Below are 22,231 nucleotides of genomic sequence, written 5' to 3'. Positions count from 1 at the left end.
AGCCGTCGTCGGTACCCGACCCTCACCGACTCACGAAGGCGGCTCCGGACCCTCCAGAGAGGGCGGCATCCCTGTGCGGGGGGTGCCGCCCTCTCCTCGTACGGGGACGCCGTGCCCCGGCTCGGTGGGTGCGGCGCGTCCCCCTCACACCGGTGCCCGGCCCCCGCTGAGCGCAGCGTTCCGCCCGGGAAACAGCGGTGATGCGGCCGGGTAATGTCGGCGCCGCACGCTGCGGTGCATGACCTCGGACATGCGCGCGGCGACGACCGGCACCGCACTCGCAGACACCCCCACGATCGTGCTCGTCGGCCATGGCATGGTCGGCCAGCGCTTCCTCGAAGCGCTCGCCGAGCGCGGCCTGACCGCCACGCACCGGGTGGTCGTGCTGGGCGAGGAGCCCCGCCCCGCCTACGACCGAGTCCGCCTCACCTCGTACTTCACGGGCACGACCCCCGACGAACTGGCCCTGACGGACCGGGAGTTCATCGACCGGCACGGTATCGAGCTGCATCTCGGCGACCCGGTGACCGCCGTCGACCGGCGGGCGCGGACGGTGACCGCCCGGTCCGGGCTGACGGTCCGGTACGACACGCTCGTCCTCGCCACCGGCTCCTTCCCCTTCGTCCCGCCCGTCGAGGGCAAGGACGCGACGGGCTGCTTCGTCTACCGCACCCTAGAGGACCTGTTCGCCATCGAGGAGTACGCGAGGGGGAGGGCAGTCACGGGCGTGGTGGTCGGCGGTGGTCTCCTCGGCCTGGAGGCGGCCGGTGCGCTCAAGGGACTGGGTCTTTCCACCCATATCGTGGAGTTCGCGCCACGCCTGATGCCGGTGCAGGTCGACGAGGGCGGCGGCGCCGCGCTGCTGCGCACCATCGAGAACATGGGCCTGACCGTGCACACGGGCACCGGCACCCAGGAGATCCTCACCGGCGAGGACGGCGCGGTGACGGGCATGAGACTGTCCGACGGATCCGTACTCGCCACCGACATGGTGGTGTTCTCGGCCGGGGTGCGCCCCCGCGACCGGCTCGCCCGGGACGGCGGCCTCGCGGTCGGCGAGCGCGGCGGCATCACCGTCGACGAACGCTGCCGTACCGTCGGCGACCCGCGGGTGTTCGCGATCGGCGAGTGCGCGCAGGCGGCCGACGGCCGGGTCTACGGCCTGGTCGCGCCCGGCTACGAGATGGCCGAGGCGGCCGCCGCGACGATCGCCGCCGACGAGGCCGGCCGGTCCTCGTTCACCGGCGCCGACCTGTCCACCAAACTGAAGCTGCTCGGCGTGGACGTGGCCTCCTTCGGCGACGCGCACGGCACCACCGCCGACTGCCTCGACGTCGTCTACGCGGACGCCCGCTCGGGCACGTACAAGAAGCTGGTCGTCGGCCGTGACGGCGAACTGCTCGGCGGCATCCTGGTCGGCGACGCGGAGGCGTACGGGACCCTGCGCGCGCTCACCGGCTCGGTGCCGCCCGTCGCCCCCGAGCAGCTCGTGCTCCCGGCGGGCTCCGGGGCCCCGGCGCAGCTCGGTCCGTCGGCGCTGCCGGACGAGGCGGTCGTCTGCTCCTGCCACCACGTCACCAAGGGCGCCGTCCGCGCCGCGGTGACCGAGGAGGGCCGTACGACGGCGGTGGAGGTCAAGAAGTGCACCAAGGCCGGCACCGGCTGCGGCAGCTGTCTGAAGGTGCTGGGGCAGCTGGTCGACGCCGAGCTGGCGGCGGGCGGCATCGAGGTCGACCAGGGCCTGTGCGGCTGCTTCGCGCAGAGCCGCGAGGAGCTGTACGAGATCGTGCTGGCGCTGCGGATCACCTCGTACCGCGGTCTGCTGGAGCGCTACGGCCGGGAGGGGGCCCGGGACGGCGACGGCTGCGAGACCTGCAAGCCGGCGGTGGCCTCGATCATCGCCTCGCTCGCTCCCTCGATCGGCGCCGACGGCCACATCCTGGACGGGGAACAGGCCGCCCTGCAGGACACCAACGACCACTTCCTCGCCAATCTCCAGAAGAACGGGTCGTACTCCGTCGTGCCCCGGGTCCCCGGCGGGGAGATCACCCCGGAGAAGCTGATCGTGATCGGTGAGATCGCCCGTGACTTCGGCCTCTACACGAAGATCACCGGCGGTCAGCGCCTCGACCTGTTCGGCGCCCGGGTCGAGCAGCTCCCCCTCATCTGGGCACGGCTGGTGGACGCGGGCTTCGAGTCGGGGCACGCGTACGGCAAGGCGCTGCGCACCGTGAAGTCCTGCGTCGGCCGGACCTGGTGCCGCTACGGCGTCCAGGACTCGGTCCGCATGGCGATCGACCTGGAGCTGCGCTACCGGGGCCTGAGGTCCCCGCACAAGCTGAAGTCGGCGGTCTCCGGGTGCGCCCGCGAGTGTGCCGAGGCCCAGTCCAAGGACTTCGGGGTGATCGCCACCGCGAGCGGCTGGAACCTCTACGTCGGCGGCAACGGCGGCGCCACCCCGCGCCACGCGGATCTGCTCGCCCAGGATCTGTCGGACGCCGAACTCGTCCGGCTGATCGACCGCTTCCTGATGTTCTACATCCGTACCGCCGACCCCCTGGAGCGCACCTCGGCCTGGCTGGAGCGGATCCCGGGCGGCCTCGGCCATGTGCGGGACGTGGTCGTGCACGACTCGCTCGGCATCTGCGAGGAGCTCCAGACCCTGATGACCGCGCATGTGGCCAACTACCGCGACGAGTGGGCGGAGACCCTCGGCGACCCGGAGCGGCTGGCCCGGTTCGTGTCCTTCGTCAACGCCCCCGACACCCCCGATCCGGTCGTCGGCTTCGTCGCCGAGCGCGACCAGATCAAGCCCGACCTGCCGCTGCTGACCCTCGGCAGGCGCCCCCTGGAAGGAAGTTCCTCGCGATGACCCTGCTGACCCTGGCCCCCGAGAAGACGGATCTGAGCGTCCGACTGCGTTTCGGGGAGGACTGGCTGACCATCTGCGACCTCGCCCTGCTGACGCCCGGCCGCGGGGTGGCGGCGCTGTTGCCGGACGGCCGTCAGGTCGCCCTGTTCCTGGACCGGGCGGGCCGGCTGTACGCCATCGACAACCGCGACCCGTTCGGCGGAGCCGCCGTGCTCTCGCGCGGTCTGACCGGCACCCACGAGGGTCGGCCGTATGTGGCCTCGCCGCTGCTCAAGCAGCGTTTCGACCTGCTGTCCGGGCAGTGCCTGGACGACGAGACGGTGCGGCTGGCGACGTACGAGGTGCGGGCGGCCTGAAGGCGCCACCCCGCCGTCCTCCGCGACTGTCCCCGGCCGTCAGCGGCTGCCGCTCAGATGCGCGAAGACGACCACGTTCCCCTGGTAGCCCGTCGTCCTGGAGTAGCCGCCGCCGCAGGTGATCACCCGCAGTTCTGGGCGATGCGCCGCCCCGTAGACCTTCTGGTCGGGGAAGTCCTTCGCCCGGTACACCTCGACCGCGTCGACCGTGAAGACGGCCGTCGACCCGTCGCGCCGGTCGACCTCGATCGTGCTGTCCCTGCCCAGTGCGCCGAGGTCGTAGAAGACCGCCGGGCCCTCGGCGTTGTCGACATGCCCGGCGACGATGGCGGTGCCGGTCTCGCCGGGCATGGTGCCCGCCTCGTACCAGCCGGCGAGGTTCTTGTAGGCGGCGGGCGGGACGTCGAGGCTGCCGGTGCGCGTCAGCCCGAGTCCCATCAGCGGGGCGTCCACGCGTATCGAGGGGATGCGTATCCGGTCGGGGACGGAGGGCGGCAGCGCGGACACGGCGGCCGGCTCGCGTCCGACGTGCGCGACCGTCTGTGTGCCCGAGGGCTGTGGCGGGGCGTGGGTCTCGGCGGCGCCGCGCAGCAGCCACACCCCCGAGCACAGGGCGATCACCGTGACGGACGCTATGACGACGTCGCCGCCCGTGCCGGGCCTGCCGACCTTGCGCACGTGGTCCTCCTTCTGGGGCCGGTGGCCCTGAGGACCGTGGGCCTGGGGGACCCCCTCCGGGCCGCGAGGGGCAGTCGGACCCGGAGGGGGATGGGGAGGGCGGTACCGGCGAGCGGACAGCGCGGGGGCGTCCGCTCACATCTCGTCGCCTCGTAGCCGGCGATGCAGAAGCCAGGTACCGCCCGCGGCGGCGACGGCGAGAGCCGCCACACCGGCCGCGGTCTTCACGGGGTCGGGGCCCAGTGCGCCGCCGACCCCCGTCTTCACACTGCCCCGCGGCTGGGTCTGGGCCGCGGTGAGGGTCACCGTCAGATCGCCGGTCACGGTGGCGTGCCCGCCGCCCGAGCACTTGGCGACGATCTCGTACGTGCCGGGCTGTGCGCCCGGCGGGACCCGGAACTGCCCGCTGGCGTACTGCTGGTGCGTGCCGGGCGCGAGGACGAACTGGCCGGCCCCGACCGCGCTGGCGTCGCCCGCCGCCGCGCGGTCCGCCCCGCACGCCGCCGTGTTGACGGTGACCTGGGCGCCGGGGACGACGGCGGAGGGGGAGACCTCCAGGATCCCGGTGTCACCGGCGTACGCGGGCGCGGCGGCGAGGACCGCGGTGCCCAGGGCGAGCGCGGTACCGGTCAGCAGACGGGCCGTACGTCGCATCGTGTGTGCTCCTCCGAGAGGGCACGGCCCGCGGCATCCCCAGCATGCCGCTGTGTCGGTCGTGCCCTTGCTCTTCCGAGGAAAAGGGCATCGAGCGAGGACCGCTTGCTGACGGCCCATCAGAATTGCGGCGAACGGGTGCTCAGGCGACCGTCCCCCGGGCCGCCGTGGCGCTGTCTGCGCAGGTAAAGAGGGGTGCGGCGGGGCTGTCGCAGAAAAGATCACGAATGGTGGAGGGGTGGCGATGAACGGGTGAGCGGGGGCAGGTGACGGGGGGCGGGCGACCGCGAGCCGGAGGGAGGCAGGACCACGGCCGGGGCCGGCCGGGTGCCGGAGCGTGGACGCCCCGGCACCCGGCCCGGTCCCTCATGGCGGTCCGTCAGCCGACGTTCACCGCGCTCCACGCCGCGGCCACCGCGTTGTACTCCGCGCTGCCCGCGCCGTAGAGGTCCTTCGCCGCGTTCAGGGTCGCCGTCCGGGCGCCCGCGTAGTTCGTCGAGGACGTCATGTAGACCGTCAGGGCCCGGTACCAGATCTTGCCGAGCTTGTCCCGGCCGATGCCGGTCACCGTCGAGCCGTTGCAGGTGGGGGAGTTGTAGCCGACCCCGTTGAGGGTCTTCGCGCCGCTGCCCTCCGCGAGCAGGTACGCGAAGTGGTTCGCGACGCCCGAGGAGTAGTGGACGTCGAGGTTGCCCACCGAACTGCTCCAGCAGTCCGCCGAGTTGCCGTCCTTGGACGGCTGGTCCATGTACCGCAGTGCCGACTTGCCGAAGCCCGAGCGGACGATCTTCTCGCCGATGAGGTAGTCACCGAGGTCGGAGGAGTTGTTCGCGTACCACTCCACCAGTGTCCCGAAGATGTCCGAGGTCGCCTCGTTCAGACCGCCGGACTCACCGGAGTACGTCAGCGCCGCCGTCTTCGACGTCACGCCGTGGGACATCTCGTGGCCCGCCACGTCCAGCGCCACCAGCGGTCCGAACGTCGTCCCGTCGCCGTCGCCGTACGTCATGCAGAAGCAGCTGTCGTCCCAGAAGGCGTTGTTGTAGTTGTTGCCGTAGTGCACGCGATTGTACGAACCCTTGCCGTCGCCCGCGATGCCGTTCCGCCCGTGCACGTTCTTGTAGTAGTCCCAGGTCTCGTCGGTGCCGTACTGCGCGTCCACCGCCGCCGACGAGCGGTCGGACGTCGCGCCCGTGCCCCAGTGGTTGTCGGCGTCGGTGAACAGGGTGGAGGGGGCGCGGCTGAGGCAGACCCCGAGGAAGCACAGGTCCGTCTTGTTCGCGGCGTCGCCGGTGTACGTGTTGCCGCGCGTGGCGTCCTTGAGCTGGTACGTCGACCCCGACTGCGTGGTCTCCAGCGGGACCGTGCCGCTGTAGAGGGACCGTCCGTCGCCGGTCGCGGTCTCGATGCTGTCCCACGCGTCGATCTGCCGGCCGGTGCGGGCGTCGGTGAGGACCGTGCGCGCGACCGGGTTGCCGAGCGAGTCCTGGCCGACCGCGTCGGTGCGCCAGGCCAGCCGGAGCGCGCCGTGCAGCGCATCGACGACGAGCCGCGGCTTGGCGGTCACGTTCTTCAGCAGCTCCCCGGCGTTGGCGGCGCGCAGCGCGGCGGAGGCGAGGTCGGCGGCCTTGGGGGCCTTCACCGAGGGGGTGACGGTCGGCAGGGAGACGGTGCGCCGGGTGGCCAGGTCCGCGCCGCGATAGGAGCCGTTCGGCGCGAGGTGGACGACGAAGTCGCCGCCGAGCACGGGGAGGTGGCGGTACGTTCGGTCGTAGCGCACATGCTGGGTGCCGTTCGCGTCGACGACGACGTCGCGGACGCTGGTGCCCTCCGCCGCCGTGAGGCCCAGACGCGAGGCCTGGTGCACCAGCGCCGCCGTGGCGTGGTCGATCGCGGTGGCGCGATCGGGTCTGCCGGCCGCGCCGGCGGCGGGGGCGGGGGCGAGAGCGGCGGCGAGCAGGGCCGCGGTGGTCGCGGCGGTGCCTGCCGCGGCGAGACGGGAACCTCGGATGTGCCGTATCCGACTCATCGGTCTCCTCGGGAAGGCGCCCGGGGGCGCGTGTGGGGAGCCAGGGGTGGTGATCCCCTGACGTCGCTCAGATTTAAAGGTTCATGACATGTCATGTCCATAGCGCGTTCGCGGAGGTATGTGAGGGGTCAGAATCGTTCCTGCAAGGCTTCGGTGGAGCACGGAAGGAGACGGCCATGGTCGGGGCCGACGGATCCGCCCGGGGAAGCGGCCGGGAGGCGGGCCCGTGAGACTGCCGTTCTTCGTGTACGGGACCCTGCGCCCCGGCGAGCGCAACCACGACCTCTTCCTGCGCGGCCGCACCCGGTCCGAGGAACCGGGGCTGCTGTCCGGCGCCGTGCTGTACCACGGACCCGGATACCCGTACGCCGTGGAGAGGGACGGCGGCACAGTCAGCGGCGACCTCGTCACCGCGCTGCCCGGCTCGTACGACGCGCTCCTCGTCTCCCTCGACCGCCTGGAGGACTGTGTGCCGGGGGATCCCCGCAGTCTCTACGAGCGGGTGGCGCGGGAGGTGACAGCGGGCGACGGCAGGACCGTACGGGCCTGGGTGTACGTCGCCGGGCCCGCCGTCGCGGCACGGCTGCGGACGCACGGCAGACCGGTCGAGGGCGGCGACTGGCGCGCCCGGCGACACTGATCCTGCGCCCACCCCGCCGCCGCCGGCCGACTGCCGCCCCGGCTGCCGTGGCGATCGGCGGCCGGCGCCCTGTTGCGGGGTGCCCGAGGCCTTGACCCGGTCGGTGCCGAGGGCGCGTGGTCAACCGACAGCGGCGGGTCCCCCGCCCGCGTCGCTCGTGCGGGCGACGACACCGTGCGTCCCCTCCCGCCGCCGCCCCGCCCGCCCTAGGGTCCCGCCCATGACCGACAGCGACATCACCCGGCGGCGGGCGCTCGCGCTGGGCGGCGCCGCCGCGGGTGCCGTCCTCGGATTCGGGCTCTTCTCCGTCTTCTCCTCGGACGACGACACCGGTGCGCGGGGGCGCGAGGGCGCCGGACCCGGTCGCGACGGGGTGCCGGAGACCGCACCGGACGCCGAACTGTGCGTGCTCAACCGCAGTGTGGTGTCAGGCCCTTACCACCTGGACGGCGCGCCCCTGCGCAAGGACATCACCGAGGGCAAGCAGGGTGTTCCGCTGCGGCTGCGGCTGACCGTGCGCGACCATCCGCACGCCTGCGCCGTCCTCGCGGGCGCCGACGTCGAGATCTGGCACTGCGACGCCTGGGGCTCCTACTCCGGCTACCCCGACGCGCGTCCGGGCGACCGGGCACCCGCCCCGGGCGGGCCCGGCGGCTCCAGCACGTTCCTGCGCGGCTCCCAGACGACCGACGACCAGGGCCTCGCCGAGTTCACCACGGTCTTCCCCGGCTGGATCGCGGGCCGGGCCCCGCACATCGACGTCAGGGTCCGTACCGGCGGCAGCCGGACCGACCGGGGCTATCAGGGCGGCAGGGTCAACTGGACCGGGCAGCTCTTCTTCCCCGACCGCCACACCGACGCGGTGTACGCGAAGTCCCCGTACACCCGGCGCACCGGAACGCGCACACCGCTCGCCGAGGACCCGGTGTACCGCGGGGGCGGCGGGAAGGACGGGCTGATGAGCGTCACGGGCAGCGTGGACAGGGAGCTCGTCGGGGTGCTGACCATCGGCATCGACCCGGCGCGGGAGCCCTCGCCGTCCGCGACGAGCGCCCCGCGCACGGCCAGGACCCCGGCACCGGACAGCGCCGCGAGCGCCTCCCGCCCGGCGAACCCCCCGAGCCGGTAGGCCCGGGGCTCCCGGCGCGGCCTCGTGCCCGGAGCCCCGGCCTCCTCACTTCCCTGCCGCGGCCAGGGCCTTCGCGACCCCGGGCTCCCGCGGGCCGAGGAACCTCGGGTCCGGGTGGAACACCACGTCCAGGGCCGCCTTGCCCGCCGCGAAGACCTCTCGGGTACCGCCGTAGTACCAGGTCGCGTCGTGCTTGTCGTCGACACCGACGCCGTACGACGTGATGCCCGCCGCCCGGCACAGGGCGACCGCGCGGCGGATGTGGAAGCCCTGGCTGATCAGGACCGCCCGGTCCACGCCGAAGATCTTCCGGGCACGGACGCAGGAGTCCCAGGTGTCGAAGCCCGCGTAGTCGCTGACGATCCGTTCGTCCGGCACGCCGTGCCGCGTCAGATAGGTGCGCATCGCGTCCGGCTCGTCGTAGTCCCTACGGCTGTTGTCGCCGGTGACGAGCACGACCCCGATGCGGCCCGCCCGGTACAGCCGCGCCGCCGCGTCCAGACGGTGCGCGAGGTACGGCGACGGCTCGCCGTCCCACAGGCCCGCTCCGAACACGACGGCGACCTCCGTGCGCGGCACGTCCGCGACCGTGCGCAGCCGGTCGGCCGTGGCGAGATACAGCCAGGTCGACGGCAGCAGCGCGAGGACGCACAGCAGCATCAGGCCCTGTACGGAGCGTCGCCGCCCGGCGCGGGTGCGCGGCAGCCTCGGTCTGCGGATCCTCAGGCGCGGCAGGCCCATCGAAACGCGTCCCCCGGAGTCGGTGGTGTCACCGGTCGTCGCCGGTCGTCGTCTGTGGAGACGCGGCGTACGGTGATCCGGTTCGCTCACGGCGACGCGAGGGCGCGCCACTGCTCCCCGCGCCCCTTCACACCATCCGCCTCTTCACCGTGAAACCCCGGAAAACACCCGTCACGGCCCTGCAACGGCGTGGCAACGTGGTACCGCCAGGATCGGCCCATGACGGCGTCGAACCCCTCCCACGACGAGTCCCGCCCCGGCGGCCGGTCGCCCCAGGGCGCCGGCCTCGACAGCGCGGCGCAGCTCATGAACCGGATCGTCGGCGAGCTCGGCAGCGGGCTCAGCCTCGTCTCCCGCGACGGCACCCGGCGCCCGGCCCCGCCCACGCTCGTCCTCGTCGCGCACGGCAGCCGCGACCCGCGGGCCCTGTCCACCGTGCGCGCCCTCGCGGAACGGGTGCGCGAGCTGCGCCCCCGGGTGCCGGTGCGCCTCGGCCACATCGAGCTGAACGCGCCGCTGCTCCCCGACACGCTCGCCTCCCTCGGCGAGGGCCGGGCCGTGCTCGTACCGCTGCTCCTCAGCCGCGGCCACCACGTCAAGCGGGACATCCCCGAGATGGCCCGCACGGCGCGGGCGGGCATCCGCGTGGCCGCCCCGCTCGGCCCGCACCCCCTGCTCGTGGAGACGCTCTACGCCCGGCTCGTCGAGGCCGGCCTCCCGGCCGGGACGAGCGACGCCCGGCACCGGGCGAGCGCGGTGGTGCTCGCCGCCGCCGGCTCCCGCGACCCCGACTCCGCCGCCGACACCCGCCGCACCGCCCGTCTCCTCGCCGAACGCCTCGGCGTGCCCGTCGTCCCCGCCTACGCCTCCGCCGCCACGCCCACCGTGTCCGCGGCGGTGCGCTCGCTCGACGCCCGCGGCCACCACCGGATCGCCGTCGCCTCGTACTTCGCGGCGCCGGGCCGGTTCGCCGCCGAGTGCGCCGCGGCGGCCCCGTGGATCGCGGCGGCCCCGCTCGGCGCGCACCCGGCCGTGGCCCGCCTGGTCCTGCACCGCTACGACCAGGCCCTCGCGGCCCCCGAGCCGGCCGCTGTCCACGCCCTGGCGTCGGCCTGAGCGCGACAGGGCCGCGCGGGAAACGGCCGAGCCCCAGCGGACGCCGACATCCCGATTGTCACCGGCTGCGTCTACTGTCGGGTCATGGACGGGACTGCACCGAAGGGCCACACGACCTCCGCGCGGTACGGGGAGGGTCCGGCGACCGCCCGGGCCTACGACGACACGGACACCGAGCGCTGGGCCGCCGAGCCCGACAAACGCCCGGGCCGCACCGCCTTCCAGCGCGACCGCGCCCGCGTGCTGCACTCGGCCGCACTGCGCCGCCTGGCGGGCAAGACCCAGGTCGTCACCCCGGGCAGCGTCCCCCAGGTTCTCGGCTCCGCTCGCCCCGGGGGGACCCCCGCTGACGTCTGGGACGCGAGCCCCCGCACCCGGCTCACCCACTCCCTGGAGTGCGCCCAGGTCGGCCGGGAGCTGGGCGCGGCCCTCGGCTGCGACCCGGACCTCGTCGAGGCCGCCTGCCTCTCCCACGACCTCGGCCATCCGCCCTTCGGGCACAACGGCGAACAGGCGCTGAACGAGTTCGCCCGGGACTGCGGCGGCTTCGAGGGCAACGCCCAGTCCCTGCGTCTGCTCGCCCGGATCGAGCCCAAGCGGTTCGTGCACAGCCCGGTCACCGGCGAACTCGTCAGCGTGGGGCTGAACCTCACCCGTGCCGCCCTCGACGCCGCCACCAAATACCCCTGGCCGCGCGGCTCCCACCCCACCGACCCCACATCCCCGAAGTTCGGGGTCTACGAGGACGACCGGCCCGTCTTCGACTGGTTCCGCAAGGGCGCCCCCGACGACCGCACCTGCTTCGAGGCCCAGGTCATGGACTGGTCCGACGACGTGGCCTACTCGGTGCACGACTTCGAGGACGGTCTGCACGCCGGTCACATCGACCCGGGCTGTCTGCACGCCGAACCCGAGCGGCAGGCGGTCTTCGCCGTCGCCCTCGGACGGTACGTGGCCGCGGACACCGACCCCGGGGAACTGGCCGAGGCCCTCGACCGGCTGCTGTCCCAGGAGTGGTGGCCGCACGGCTACGACGGCTCCGCGGTCGCCCAGGCCCGGCTGAAAGACGCCACCAGCCAGCTCATCGGCCGCTTCTGCCTGGCCGCGGAGGGCGCGACCCGGGCCGCCTGGGGCAGCGGCCGCCTCACCCGGTACGCCGCCGAACTCGTCGTCCCCAGAGGCACCCGTATGGAGTGCGCGGTCCTCAAGGCGGTCGCCGACCGCTATGTGATGCAGCGCGCCGAGCAGGAGCGGATCCGCGCCGACCAGCGCATCGTCGTCGCCGAACTGGCCGAGGCGCTCACCGCCCGCGCGCCCGAAGGGCTCGATCCGCAGTTCCGGGCGCTGTTCCAGGAGGCGGCCGACGACCGCGCCCGCAAGCGGGTGATCGTCGACCAGATCGCCTCGCTCACCGACGCCTCGGCGGGATCCCTGCACGCCCGGCTGACGGGACGCGGGTGACCCGCACACACTGAGACAGCCGGGACGCAAAGGTCCCGGAGGTGACCCTGTGTGGCCTGATCGGGCCACCCCCTCTTCCCGCAGCACACCACGTGCGGGACGCTCCCATGTGGCGACATCCTTACGAGGAGGCATCAAGTGGTCGACGCGGATCAGACATTCGTCATCGTCGGAGGAGGTCTCGCCGGCGCGAAGGCGGCCGAGACGCTCCGCGCGGAGGGCTTCACCGGCCGCGTGATACTGATCTGCGACGAACGCGACCACCCCTATGAGCGACCGCCCCTGTCCAAGGGCTATCTGCTCGGCAAGGAGGAGCGCGACAGCGTCTTCGTCCACGAACCCTCCTGGTACGCGCGCAACGACATCGAGCTGCATCTCGGCCAGACCGTCGACGCCATCGACCGGGCGGCGAAGACGGTCCGCTTCGGCGACGACGGCACCCTCGTCCACTACGACAAGCTGCTGCTGGCCACCGGCGCCGAGCCGCGCCGCCTCGACGTCCCCGGCACGGGCCTCGCGGGCGTCCACCATCTGCGCCGCCTCGCCCACGCCGAGCGCCTCAAGGGCGTCCTCACCTCGCTCGGCCGGGACAACGGCCATCTCGTGATCGCGGGCGCCGGCTGGATCGGCCTGGAGGTCGCCGCCGCGGCCCGCGAGTACGGCGCGGAAGTCACCGTCATCGAGCCCGAGCCGACCCCGCTGCACGCGGTCCTCGGCCCCGAGCTCGGCAACCTCTTCGCCGAGCTGCACAGCGAGCATGGCGTCCGCTTCCGCTTCGGGGTACGGCTCACCGAGATCGTCGGCCAGGACGGGGTGGTGCTGGCCGCCCGCACCGACGACGGCGAGGAGCACCCCGCGCACGACGTGCTCGCCGCGATCGGCGCCGCGCCGCGCACCGCGCTCGCCGAGTCCGCGGGCCTGGAGATCGCCGACCGCGCGCATGGCGGAGGCGTCGTGGTGGACGAGCGGCTGTGCACCTCCGACCCCGACATCTACGCGGCCGGCGACATCGCCTCCTTCCACCTGCCCCTCTTCGGCGCCCGGCTTCGCGTGGAGCACTGGGCGAACGCGCTGAACGGCGGTCCGGCGGCCGCCCGCGCGATGCTCGGGCGCGAGGTGCGGTACGACCGGGTGCCGTACTTCTTCTCCGACCAGTACGACGTGGGGATGGAGTACTCGGGGTGGGCGCCGCCCGGGTCGTACGACGAGGTGGTGCTGCGCGGTGACGTGGGCAAGCGGCACTTCATCGCGTTCTGGCTGAAGGAGGGCAGGGTGCTGGCCGGGATGAACGTGAATGTGTGGGACGTCACAGAGCGGATCCAGAACCTGATCCGGGCCAGGACGGCGGTGGACCAGGAGGCACTGGCGGACCCCGGGGTGCCGCTGGAGAACCTGGTCCCCTGACCCGACGGCCGCCGCCCGCCGTCACCGCACCCCCGAGCTGTGCTTCCCGGAGGACGCTGCATGCCACAGCCGCTGCGCGGCGGCCCGGAGCCCCGGCCGGGGCCGGTCGGCGTGCCCCAGGAGTGTCGGTCGGGCCCCGTAGACTTCACGCGTGGCAGGACGGATCAACGACGAGGACGTGAAGGCGGTCAGGGACGCGGTCCCGATCGACGCCGTCGTGTCCGAGTACCTCCAGCTACGCAACGCGGGCGGCGGCAACCTGAAGGGCCTGTGCCCGTTCCACGACGAGAAGTCCCCGTCCTTCCAGGTCAGCCCCAGCAAGGGCCTGTTCCACTGCTTCGGCTGCCAGGAAGGCGGCGACACCCTCACGTTCGTGATGAAGGTCGACCACCTCTCCTTCTCCGAGGCCGTCGAGCGCCTGGCCGCCCGCGCCGGCATCACGCTGCGCTACGAGGAGGGCGGGTACAACCCCACCCACCAGCGCGGAGAGCGCATCCGCCTGATCGAGGCCCACCGGCTCGCCGCCGAGTGGTACGCCGAGCAGCTCGACACCAGCCCCGAGGCCGACACCGGACGCGCGTTCCTGGCCGAGCGGGGCTTCGACCAGGCCGCCGCGGTCCACTTCGGCGTCGGCTACAGCCCCCAGGGCTGGGACCACCTCACCCGCTTTCTGCGGGGCAAGGGCTTCAGCGACAAGGAACTGATCCTCTCCGGCCTCTCCCAGGAGGGCCGCCGGGGCCCCATCGACCGCTTCCGCGGCCGGCTGATGTGGCCGATCCGCGACATCGGCGGGGACGTCGTCGGCTTCGGCGCGAGAAAGCTGTACGAGGCGGACAACGGCCCCAAGTACCTGAACACGCCCGAGACCGCGATCTACAAGAAGTCCCAGGTGCTCTACGGCATCGACCTGGCGAAGAAGGAGATCGCCAAGGTGAGCCGGGCGGTGGTGGTCGAGGGCTACACCGACGTCATGGCCTGCCATCTCGCCGGTGTCACCACGGCCATCGCGACCTGCGGTACGGCCTTCGGCGGCGAGCACATCAAGATCCTGCGCCGGCTGCTGATGGACAACGGCTCGGCGCGGGTGATCTTCACCTTCGACGGTGACTCGGCCGGGCAGAAGGCGGCTCTGAGGGCCTTCGAGGACGACCAGAAGTTCGCCGCCGAGACCTACATCGCGATCGCGCCGGACGGCATGGACCCCTGCGAGCTGCGTCTCGCCAAGGGTGACGAGGCGGTCGCCGACCTGACCGAACCCCGTACCCCCCTCTTCGAGTTCGCGCTCCGCCAGATCGTCGGCCGCTACGACCTGGACACCCCGGCGGGCCGCGCCGCCGCGCTGGACGAGGCGGCGCCGGTCGTCGCCCGGATCAAGAACAGCGGTGCCCAGCACGAGGTCGCGGTCCAGCTCGCCGGCATGCTCGGCATCCTCGACACCCAGTTCGTGGTCAAGCGGGTGGCACAGCTGGCCCGTTGGGCGCGCGACCGGGGCGGGAGGGGACCGGCGCCGGACGGACAGCGTGCCCCGCAGTCGTACCAGGCGGCGCCCCGCCCGGCGGTCTCGGGCCCGGCGCTCAACCTCCGCAACCCCGTCTACGCGACCGAGCGGGAACTGCTCAAACTCGCGCTCCAGCGGCCCGAGATGGTCTCCCCGGCGTTCGACGCGTACGGGGTCGACGAGTTCACGGCGGCGCCGTACGCCGCCGTCCGCCAGGCGATCATGGACGCGGGAGGCACCGAGTACGGCGCCCATGACCCTCAGGAGTATCTGGTCCGCGTTCGCGACGCGGCACCCGACGACACGGTCCGCGCCATGGTCACGGAGCTGGCGGTCGAGGCGATCATGCTCCGCAAGGAGGTGGACGAGGCCTACGTGGGCGCCCAGCTGGTCACGGTCCGCCGCCGGGCGGTCGAACGCCGCGTCCGTGACGTCCAGAGCACCCTGACCCGCCTCGGCACCTACGGAGACCCGGCCCAACTCGCTGCCGTGCAGAACGAGCTGTGGGTCCTGCAACAGTACGACCAGGCACTGCGGGAACGGGGCGCGGCGGCGCTCTGAGCGCCGCCGGGGACCACGCCTCGGCCGGCGTTCCGGTGTGCGCCTCCAGCCGCCGCAGCAGCTCCTCCCCCTCGCTCATGGTCCCCGTCCTGCCCGATCGGCTTCCGCCGGTGCGGTGGTCGAGCGAGCTGAGTAACCGCCCGGTCACGCACGGGACTCAAAAAGTGGTCGCACGCCCCTCGTGGCAGCGATGTGTCGTACCCCACACTGGGGTGCGGTGCCTGAGTCCCCGGAGCGCGGCCGGCCCGTCCGCGGGCCCGACACCCCCGCGGTTCCGCTCGACAACTACGGGATGGCCGGCGGGCGGACCACCGGTCCCATCCCCGACGTACCGCTGTCGCACCCCTCAGCAGCGACATTCCTGGAGGTCGCCCCCGTGCAGACCCAGACCCTGATAGAGACCGAGACCGGCCACGACGACCCGGACGCCGACAGCGACGTCCTCGCGGCGGTGCCTCCGCAGAGCCGGCTCGCGCACCACCCCGAGACGGACGCCGAACCGCGGGGCCCGTCCGGGACGGAGGAGCCGTCCGAACTCCCCGACTCCGACTCCCCCGACGCCACGGAGCCCGTCGAGGCCGCGCCCGAGCCCGTCGAGCGGCTCCGCGGGCACGTCGACACCGGCGGCCCCTCCTCGGACCTGTTCCGTCAGTATCTGCGCGAGATCGGCCGCATTCCCCTGCTCACGGCCGCCGAGGAGGTCGAACTCGCCCGGCGCGTCGAGGCCGGACTGTTCGCCGAGGAGAAGCTCGCCCGCACCCCCGACCTCGACACCGAACTGGCCCTGGACCTGGACCGGCTGGTGGTCATGGGGCGGATGGCCAAGCGGCGGCTGATCGAGGCCAACCTCCGGCTCGTCGTCTCCGTCGCCAAGCGCTACGTCGGCCGCGGGCTGACCATGCTGGACCTCGTCCAGGAGGGGAACCTCGGCCTGATCAGGGCCGTCGAGAAGTTCGACTACGCCCGCGGCTACAAGTTCTCGACGTACGCGACCTGGTGGATCCGCCAGGCCATGTCCCGCGCCCTGGCCGACCAGGCCCGCACCATCCGCGTCCCGGTGCATGTCGTCGAGCTCATCAACCGTGTCGTCCGCGTCCAGCGCCGCATGCTCCAGGAACGGGGCTACGAACCGACTCCGGAGGAGGTCGCCGCGTACCTGGAGCTGCCCGGCGAGCGGGTCATCGAGGTGCTGCGGCTCGCCCAGGAGCCCGTCTCGCTGCACGCGCCCGTCGGCGAGGAGGACGACGTGGCCCTCGGCGACCTCATCGAGGACGGGGACGCCGCGAGCCCGGTCGAGTCCGCCGCGTTCCTGCTGCTGCGGGAGCACCTGGAGGCGGTCCTCTCCACCCTCGGCGAACGCGAACGCAAGGTCGTACAACTCCGCTACGGCCTCGCCGACGGCCGTCCCCGCACCCTGGAGGAGATCGGCCGTATCTTCGGCGTGACCCGCGAACGCATCCGCCAGATCGAGTCCAAGACCCTGAACAAGCTCAGGGACCACGCGTTCGCGGACCAGCTGAGGGGCTATCTCGACTGAGAGGGGCCGCTCGCGAGGAGCGGCCCCCGGAACTCAGTCGACCTCCGCGACCGCCTGCGCGAACTGCGCCTTGTACAGCCGCGCGTAGGCCCCGTCGGCCGCGAGCAGTTCCGCGTGCGAGCCCTGTTCCACGATGGAGCCGTTCTCCATCACGAGGATCGTGTCCGCGTCCCGGATCGTCGACAGCCGGTGCGCGATGACGAACGACGTCCGTCCGTGCGCCAGCTTCGCCATCGCCTTCTGGATCAGCACCTCGGTCCGGGTGTCGACCGAGCTCGTCGCCTCGTCGAGGACCAGGATCACCGGGTCCGACAGGAACGCCCGCGCGATGGTGATGAGCTGCTTCTCGCCCGCGCTGACGCCCGTGCCCTCGTCGTCGATCACCGTGTCGTAGCCGTCCGGCAGTGTACGGACGAACCGGTCCGCGTGGGCCGCCCGCGCGGCCTCCTCGATCTCCCCGCGCGTGACCTCGCGCGCGGCACCGTAGGCGATGTTCTCCGCGATGGTCCCGCCGAACAGCCAGGTGTCCTGGAGCACCATCCCGATCCCGGACCGCAGTTCGTCCCGGGACATCTTCGCGATGTCGACCCCGTCGAGCGTGATCCGGCCGCCCGTGACGTCGTAGAACCGCATCAGCAGGTTCACGAGCGTCGTCTTGCCCGCTCCGGTCGGACCGACGATCGCGACCGTGTGCCCCGGCTCCACCGCCAGCGACAGGTGCTCGATGAGCGGCTTGTCCGGGTCGTAGCGGAACGACACGTCCTCCAGCGCGACCCGCCCGCGCAGCTCCTCGGGACGCACGCCCGGCACCGGGTCCGCCGGCTGCTCCTCGGCGTCCAGCAGCTCGAAGATCCGCTCCGCCGAGGCGACACCCGACTGCACGAGGTTCGCCATCGACGCGACCTGCGTCAGCGGCATCGAGAACTGCCGCGAGTACTGGATGAAGGCCTGCACATCACCGATGGACAGCGCACCCGACGCCACCCGCAGACCGCCCACGACGGCCACCAGCACATAGTTCAGGTTCGACACGAACATCATCAGGGGCTGCATGATGCCGCTGTTGAACTGTGCCTTGAACCCGGCCTCGTAGAGCTGATCGTTCTGCTCCGCGAACCGCCGCGCCGACTCCTCCTGGCGTCCGAAGACCTTCACCAGGGTGTGCCCGGTGTACATCTCCTCGATGTGCGCGTTCAGCTGGCCGGTGGTGCGCCACTGCTGCACGAAGTGCGGCTGCGACCGCTTGCCGATCCGGGTGGCCACGACGAAGGACAGCGGCACGGTCACCAGCGCGACCAGCGCCAGCAGCCACGACACCCAGAACATCACCGCGAGCACGCCCACGATCGTCAGCAGCGAGTTGATCATCTGCCCCATCGACTGCTGGAGCGTCTGCCCGATGTTGTCGATGTCGTTGGTGGCGCGGCTGAGCACCTCGCCGCGCTGCCGCTTGTCGAAGTACGACAGCGGGAGCCGCGACAGCTTCGCCTGTACGTCCTCGCGCAGCCGGTAGACGGTCTTGTTGATGGCCCGGTTGGACAGCCGGGTGGTGACCGCCATCAGCAGGCCGGACACCAGGAACGTGCCGAGCGCGAGCAGCAGGACGTTCCCGACAGCACCGAAGTCGATGCCCTTGCCCGGGGTGAAGTCCGTGCCGGAGAGCATGTCCGCGATGCCGCCCTCGCCCCGCTGGCGCATGGAGGCGAGCACCTGCTCCTTGGTGAGCCCGGCGGGCATCTGCCGGCCGATGATCCCGGCGAAGACCAGGTCGGTGGCCTTGCCGAGGATCTTCGGCCCGATCACGGAGAGCCCCACGCTCAGCACACCGCAGAGCAGCATCGCGATCATGATGGTGCGTTCGGGTTTGAACTGGGCGAGGAGCCGTTTTCCGGACTCCTTGAACTCCATCGAGCGCTGGTCGGGGCCGCCCGCGCCCATCATGCGTCCCATGGGCCCGGCCATCAGGCGGCCTCCGCTTCCGTCAGCTGGGAGAGCACGATCTCCCGGTAGGTCTCGTTGCTTGCCATCAGCTCGTGATGGCGACCGGTGCCGACGACCCGGCCCTCGTCGAGGACCACGATCCGGTCGGCGTCCCGGATGGTCGCCACCCGCTGGGCGACGATGACGACGGTCGCCTCGGCGGTCTCCTGTGAGAGCGCCGCCCGCAGGGCCGCGTCGGTCGCGTAGTCGAGCGCGGAGAAGGAGTCGTCGAACAGGTAGATCTCGGGGCGCTGCACGAGAGTGCGGGCGATGGCGAGGCGCTGCCGCTGGCCACCGGAGACGTTGGTCCCGCCCTGTGCGATGGGGGAGTCGAGGCCGTTCTCCAGCTTGGACACGAAGTCCTTGGCCTGCGCCACCTCCAGCGCGTGCCACAACTCCTCGTCGGTGGCGTCCGGGTTGCCGTAGCGCAGGTTGGTGGCGACCGTTCCGGCGAACAGATACGGCTTCTGCGGGACGAGTCCGACCGTCTTCGCGAGCAGCACCGGGTCGACCTCCTGGACGTTCACGCCGTCCACGAGCACCTCGCCCTCGGTGGCGTCGAACAGGCGGGGGATCAGCCCGAGCAGGGTCGACTTGCCGCTGCCGGTGGAGCCGATGACGGCCGTCACCTCACCCGGCCGCGCCTCCACGTCGATGGCCTTGAGGACCGGCTCCTCGGCACCCGGGTAGCGGAACCCGGCGCTGCGGATCTCCAGATAGCCGTGGCGGCGCAGCTCGACCACCGGCGCGGCGGGCGGCACGACGCTCGACTCGGTGCCGAGCACCTCCTCGATGCGCTCGGCGCACACCTCGGCGCGCGGCACCATCATGAACATGAAGGTGGCCATCATGACGGACATCACGATCTGCATGAGGTAGGCGAGGAACGCGGTCAGGTCGCCGATCTGCATGCCGCCGCTGTCGATGCGGTGCGCGCCGAACCAGACCACGGCGATCGACGAGAGGTTCACGACGGTCATCACCAGGGGGAACATCAGCGCCAGCGTGCGGCCGGTGCCGAGGGACACCTCGGTCAGCTCGGTGTTGGCACCCCGGAAGCGGCCCTTCTCGTAGTCGTCGCGGACGAAGGCGCGGATCACCCGGTTGCCCGAGATCTGCTCGCGCAGCACCCGGTTCACGGTGTCGAGGCGGACCTGCATGGTGCGGAACAGCGGGCGCAGCCGGCGCACGATCAGCGTCACGGAGATGCCGAGCACGGGCACCACGGCCACCAGGACGCCGGACAGCGGCACGTCCAGACCCAGCGCCATGACGATGCCGCCCACGCACATGATCGGCGCCGACACCATCAGGGTGAACGTCATCAGGGTGAGCATCTGCACCTGCTGCACGTCGTTCGTGGTGCGGGTGATCAGCGAGGGCGCACCGAAGTGGCCGACCTCGCGCGCGGAGAACGACTGCACCCGGTCGAAGACGGCGGCCCGCATGTCCCGGCCGACGGAGGACGCGGTACGGGCGCCGAAGTACACAGCGCCGATGTTGCAGATGACCTGACCCAGCGAGACCGCGATCATCAGACCGCCGAAGGTCACGATGTAGTTCGTGTCCCCCTTCACGACACCGTGGTCGATGATGTGCGCGTTGAGGGTGGGCAGATAGAGCGTGGCGCAGGTCTGCAGCAACTGCAGCAGCACCAGCAGGATGATGGGTTTCCGGTACGGGGCCAGGTGGGCCCTCAGAAGTCGTATGAGCACGCGAGATCTCTCGGAGTTGCAGGCGGACGGCGGGGCGGGCGGTGGTGCACCACCCCCTATCGTCGGACACTCCACCCGCGTTACCTCAACCGATTAAGCCGACAGCGGGGCCGCCGGGCTGACTCGGACTCAGCCCCGGGACGGCGGAGGAGGAGGTGACGGGCGGGGTGGCGTGGGGACACCTGGCCGTGTGACGTGTACGACATCGGGGCGGCGCGGGCAGGCGCGGGACCGGCCTGCGGCCCACGCCCATGAGCTACGACTGTGACCGGAACGCCCCCGGATGCGTCTGCTCGCGTACCGACACGTACTGCTGGCGTACCGCCTGACCCACGGCCAGCTCGTCGCCGGGATCCAGGACCTGCGCCACCGCGCCCTGCCAGGCCGGCGGGGTGCGCGGGTCGAGGGTGCCCTGCGACACGCCGAGGGACCAGGCCGCCTGCCGGGCCGCGCCCATCGCCGCGTAGTCGGCGGGCTGCGGCACCACGACCTGGACGCCGAACAGGGCGGGCGCCGCCGCCTGTACGGCGGGCAGCTCCGCGGCGGCACCGAGCAGGAAGATCCGCCGCACCTCGACCCCGCGTCCGCGCAGCACGTCCAGCGCGTCCGCGAGCCCGCACAGCATCCCCTCGAACGCGGCGCGCGCCAGGTGCTCGGGCCTCATCGACTCGCGTCGCAGTCCGGCCAGCGTGCCCGCGGTGTGCGGCAGACTCGGGGTCCGCTCGCCCTCCAGATAAGGCAGGAGCACCAGTCCGTGGGAGCCGGGCGTCGATTTCATGGCCAGCTCCGACAGCGACTCCAGGTCGGGCACGCCGAGGAGTTCGGCGGTGCCGCGCAGGGTGCGCACGGCGTTGAGCGTGGTCACCACCGGCAGATGCATGCCCGTCGCGTCCGCCAGGGAGGTGATCATCCCGGTGGAGTCGACGAGCGCCTCGGGGTGTACGGCCATCACGGACCCGGAGGCGCCGAGCGAGACGACCGCGTCACCGAGCCCGATGCCGAGACCCAGGGCGGCGGCCATGGTCTCGCCGGTGCCCGCGGAGATCAGCAGCCCCTCCGGTGTCGTACCCGCCGCCTCCGAGGGGCCGAGCACCTCGGGGAGCGCGGCCTGGTGGCCGAGCGCCAGCTCGACGAGGTCGGTGCGGTAGGCGCCGGTCGCCGCCGACCAGTACCCGGTACCGGAGGCCCCGCCGCGGTCGGTGGTCCTTCTCAGGGGCCGCCCGAGCAACTGCCACACGAGCCAGTCATGGGCCTGCAGCAGCAGCGCGGTGCGGCGCGCGTTGTCGGGTTCGCTCCGGGCGAGCCAGCGCAGCTTGGTCACGGGCTGCGCGGCCTGCGGAACGCACCCGACGGCCTCGGCCCAGGCCTGTCGACCGCCGAGGGCGTCGATCAGGTCGGCCGCCGCGACCTGCGCCCGCTTGTCACCGCCGACCAGCGCGGGCCGCACCGTGGCGCCCTGGGAGTCGAGGGGGACCAGCGCGTTCTGCTGCGCCGAGACACCGATGGCCTGGACGCCCTCGAGGAGTCCGCCGCCGGCCGCCTCCCCCAGGGACAGCAGCCAGGCCTGCGGATCGACATCGGAGGGACGGCCGCCACCCTCGGCGCTCTCGACGGGATGCGGTGCATATCCCTGCCTGAGCACGGACCCCGTGTCCGTGTCGCAGACGACGATACGAGTGAAATCGGGCGAACTGTCCAACCCGGCGACTATCCCCATGGCGGAAATTCTGCCGTACGGAGGGGGGTGGCCGCGTCCTCACGGGAGGGCGGCGGACTGTCATCGGAGGGCTACCGCGGCGGAGGCGGTCAGGGTGCCGCCGCTGAGGCGGGAGGGGCAGCCGTGGCGGATGCGGTCGGATG

Annotated in this window: 16 protein-coding genes; 9 read left to right on the top strand and 7 right to left on the bottom strand. The window is 72.3% G+C overall.

The genetic code is table 11. The annotated features are described in order from the left end of the window. The first annotated feature begins 238 nt into the window (after nucleotides 1–238). Complete coding sequence (gene nirB, locus AB0L95_RS34790; protein WP_365168903.1) at nucleotides 239–2,872, top strand: nitrite reductase large subunit NirB; 2,634 nt, start codon at nucleotides 239–241, stop codon at nucleotides 2,870–2,872. Between the two features lie 5 nt (nucleotides 2,873–2,877). Then, nucleotides 2,878–3,228: a nitrite reductase small subunit NirD gene (nirD, locus tag AB0L95_RS34785; RefSeq protein ID WP_365168919.1), complete on the top strand. Its 351-nt coding sequence runs from the start codon at nucleotides 2,878–2,880 to the stop codon at nucleotides 3,226–3,228. Nucleotides 3,229–3,267: 39 nt separating this feature from the next. Here the strand turns inward: nirD and AB0L95_RS34780 are convergent, their stop codons facing one another. From AB0L95_RS34780 to AB0L95_RS34770, 3 genes are all read right to left on the bottom strand, one after another. Then, nucleotides 3,268–3,906: a class F sortase gene (locus tag AB0L95_RS34780; RefSeq protein ID WP_365168901.1), complete on the bottom strand. Its 639-nt coding sequence runs from the start codon at nucleotides 3,904–3,906 to the stop codon at nucleotides 3,268–3,270. Nucleotides 3,907–4,041: 135 nt separating this feature from the next. After that, nucleotides 4,042–4,560, bottom strand: coding sequence for a hypothetical protein (locus tag AB0L95_RS34775; RefSeq protein WP_365168898.1), 519 nt, complete (start codon nucleotides 4,558–4,560; stop codon nucleotides 4,042–4,044). Nucleotides 4,561–4,939: 379 nt separating this feature from the next. After that, the gene (locus tag AB0L95_RS34770; RefSeq protein ID WP_365168896.1) at nucleotides 4,940–6,589 is read right to left on the bottom strand and encodes a M4 family metallopeptidase; all 1,650 of its coding nucleotides are present in this window, start codon (nucleotides 6,587–6,589) and stop codon (nucleotides 4,940–4,942) included. A gap of 226 nt (nucleotides 6,590–6,815) precedes the next feature. Here AB0L95_RS34770 and AB0L95_RS34765 point away from each other — a divergent pair, with 226 nt between their 5' ends. After that, complete coding sequence (locus tag AB0L95_RS34765) at nucleotides 6,816–7,229, top strand: gamma-glutamylcyclotransferase family protein (RefSeq protein ID WP_365168894.1); 414 nt, start codon at nucleotides 6,816–6,818, stop codon at nucleotides 7,227–7,229. A gap of 220 nt (nucleotides 7,230–7,449) precedes the next feature. Then, entirely contained in the window at nucleotides 7,450–8,358 is a 909-nt protein-coding gene (locus AB0L95_RS34760) for an intradiol ring-cleavage dioxygenase (protein ID WP_365168892.1), read from the top strand. Nucleotides 8,359–8,403: 45 nt separating this feature from the next. On the opposite strand, the gene AB0L95_RS34755 is transcribed toward AB0L95_RS34760, so the two are convergent. After that, nucleotides 8,404–9,099: an ElyC/SanA/YdcF family protein gene (locus AB0L95_RS34755; protein WP_365168889.1), complete on the bottom strand. Its 696-nt coding sequence runs from the start codon at nucleotides 9,097–9,099 to the stop codon at nucleotides 8,404–8,406. Between the two features lie 219 nt (nucleotides 9,100–9,318). On the opposite strand from AB0L95_RS34755, the gene AB0L95_RS34750 reads away from it, so the two are divergent. The 5 genes from AB0L95_RS34750 to AB0L95_RS34730 all read left to right on the top strand — a co-directional run bounded on the left by AB0L95_RS34750 (nucleotide 9,319) and on the right by AB0L95_RS34730 (nucleotide 16,676). Then, nucleotides 9,319–10,215 (top strand): sirohydrochlorin chelatase, encoded by an 897-nt coding sequence (locus AB0L95_RS34750; RefSeq protein WP_365168887.1) that lies wholly within the window; start codon nucleotides 9,319–9,321, stop codon nucleotides 10,213–10,215. 84 nt (nucleotides 10,216–10,299) lie between these two features. After that, on the top strand, nucleotides 10,300–11,676 hold the full coding sequence (locus AB0L95_RS34745; RefSeq protein ID WP_365168885.1) for a deoxyguanosinetriphosphate triphosphohydrolase: 1,377 nt from the start codon (nucleotides 10,300–10,302) through the stop codon (nucleotides 11,674–11,676). 138 nt (nucleotides 11,677–11,814) lie between these two features. After that, nucleotides 11,815–13,080, top strand: a complete 1,266-nt coding sequence (locus AB0L95_RS34740; protein WP_365168883.1) for an FAD-dependent oxidoreductase — start codon at nucleotides 11,815–11,817, stop codon at nucleotides 13,078–13,080. Between the two features lie 151 nt (nucleotides 13,081–13,231). Continuing rightward, on the top strand, nucleotides 13,232–15,139 hold the full coding sequence (gene dnaG / locus AB0L95_RS34735; RefSeq protein WP_365168881.1) for a DNA primase: 1,908 nt from the start codon (nucleotides 13,232–13,234) through the stop codon (nucleotides 15,137–15,139). A 217-nt stretch (nucleotides 15,140–15,356) separates the two neighbouring features. After that, the gene (locus AB0L95_RS34730) at nucleotides 15,357–16,676 is read left to right on the top strand and encodes an RNA polymerase sigma factor (protein ID WP_365168879.1); all 1,320 of its coding nucleotides are present in this window, start codon (nucleotides 15,357–15,359) and stop codon (nucleotides 16,674–16,676) included. Between the two features lie 33 nt (nucleotides 16,677–16,709). Here the strand turns inward: AB0L95_RS34730 and AB0L95_RS34725 are convergent, their stop codons facing one another. From AB0L95_RS34725 to AB0L95_RS34715, 3 genes are all read right to left on the bottom strand, one after another. Further along, the gene (locus AB0L95_RS34725) at nucleotides 16,710–18,638 is read right to left on the bottom strand and encodes an ABC transporter ATP-binding protein (protein WP_365168876.1); all 1,929 of its coding nucleotides are present in this window, start codon (nucleotides 18,636–18,638) and stop codon (nucleotides 16,710–16,712) included. Then, nucleotides 18,638–20,371 carry an ABC transporter ATP-binding protein gene (locus tag AB0L95_RS34720; RefSeq protein ID WP_365168874.1) on the bottom strand — a complete coding sequence of 578 codons (1,734 nt, stop codon included), beginning with the start codon at nucleotides 20,369–20,371 and terminating at the stop codon, nucleotides 18,638–18,640. The genes AB0L95_RS34725 and AB0L95_RS34720 overlap by 1 nt, the downstream gene beginning before the upstream one ends. A gap of 256 nt (nucleotides 20,372–20,627) precedes the next feature. Beyond that, on the bottom strand, nucleotides 20,628–22,088 hold the full coding sequence (locus tag AB0L95_RS34715; RefSeq protein ID WP_365168872.1) for an FGGY family carbohydrate kinase: 1,461 nt from the start codon (nucleotides 22,086–22,088) through the stop codon (nucleotides 20,628–20,630). Between the last annotated feature and the right edge of the window lie 143 nt (nucleotides 22,089–22,231).

This window comes from Streptomyces sp. NPDC052036 (genome assembly GCF_040680495.1).
In the GTDB taxonomy this organism is placed as follows: domain Bacteria; phylum Actinomycetota; class Actinomycetes; order Streptomycetales; family Streptomycetaceae; genus Streptomyces.
Note: the sequence above shows the minus strand (reverse complement) of the source record. Positions and strands in the feature narration are given on the sequence as shown.

Coding starts and splice junctions, on each gene's coding strand:
- AB0L95_RS34755 (WP_365168889.1), bottom strand. CDS start 9,099: ATGGGCCTGCCGCGCCTGAGGATCCGCAGACCGAGGCTGCCGCGCACC.
- AB0L95_RS34775 (WP_365168898.1), bottom strand. CDS start 4,560: ATGCGACGTACGGCCCGTCTGCTGACCGGTACCGCGCTCGCCCTGGGC.
- AB0L95_RS34745 (WP_365168885.1), top strand. CDS start 10,300: ATGGACGGGACTGCACCGAAGGGCCACACGACCTCCGCGCGGTACGGG.
- nirB (WP_365168903.1), top strand. CDS start 239: ATGACCTCGGACATGCGCGCGGCGACGACCGGCACCGCACTCGCAGAC.
- AB0L95_RS34770 (WP_365168896.1), bottom strand. CDS start 6,589: ATGAGTCGGATACGGCACATCCGAGGTTCCCGTCTCGCCGCGGCAGGC.
- AB0L95_RS34715 (WP_365168872.1), bottom strand. CDS start 22,088: ATGGGGATAGTCGCCGGGTTGGACAGTTCGCCCGATTTCACTCGTATC.
- AB0L95_RS34725 (WP_365168876.1), bottom strand. CDS start 18,638: ATGGCCGGGCCCATGGGACGCATGATGGGCGCGGGCGGCCCCGACCAG.
- AB0L95_RS34760 (WP_365168892.1), top strand. CDS start 7,450: ATGACCGACAGCGACATCACCCGGCGGCGGGCGCTCGCGCTGGGCGGC.
- AB0L95_RS34750 (WP_365168887.1), top strand. CDS start 9,319: ATGACGGCGTCGAACCCCTCCCACGACGAGTCCCGCCCCGGCGGCCGG.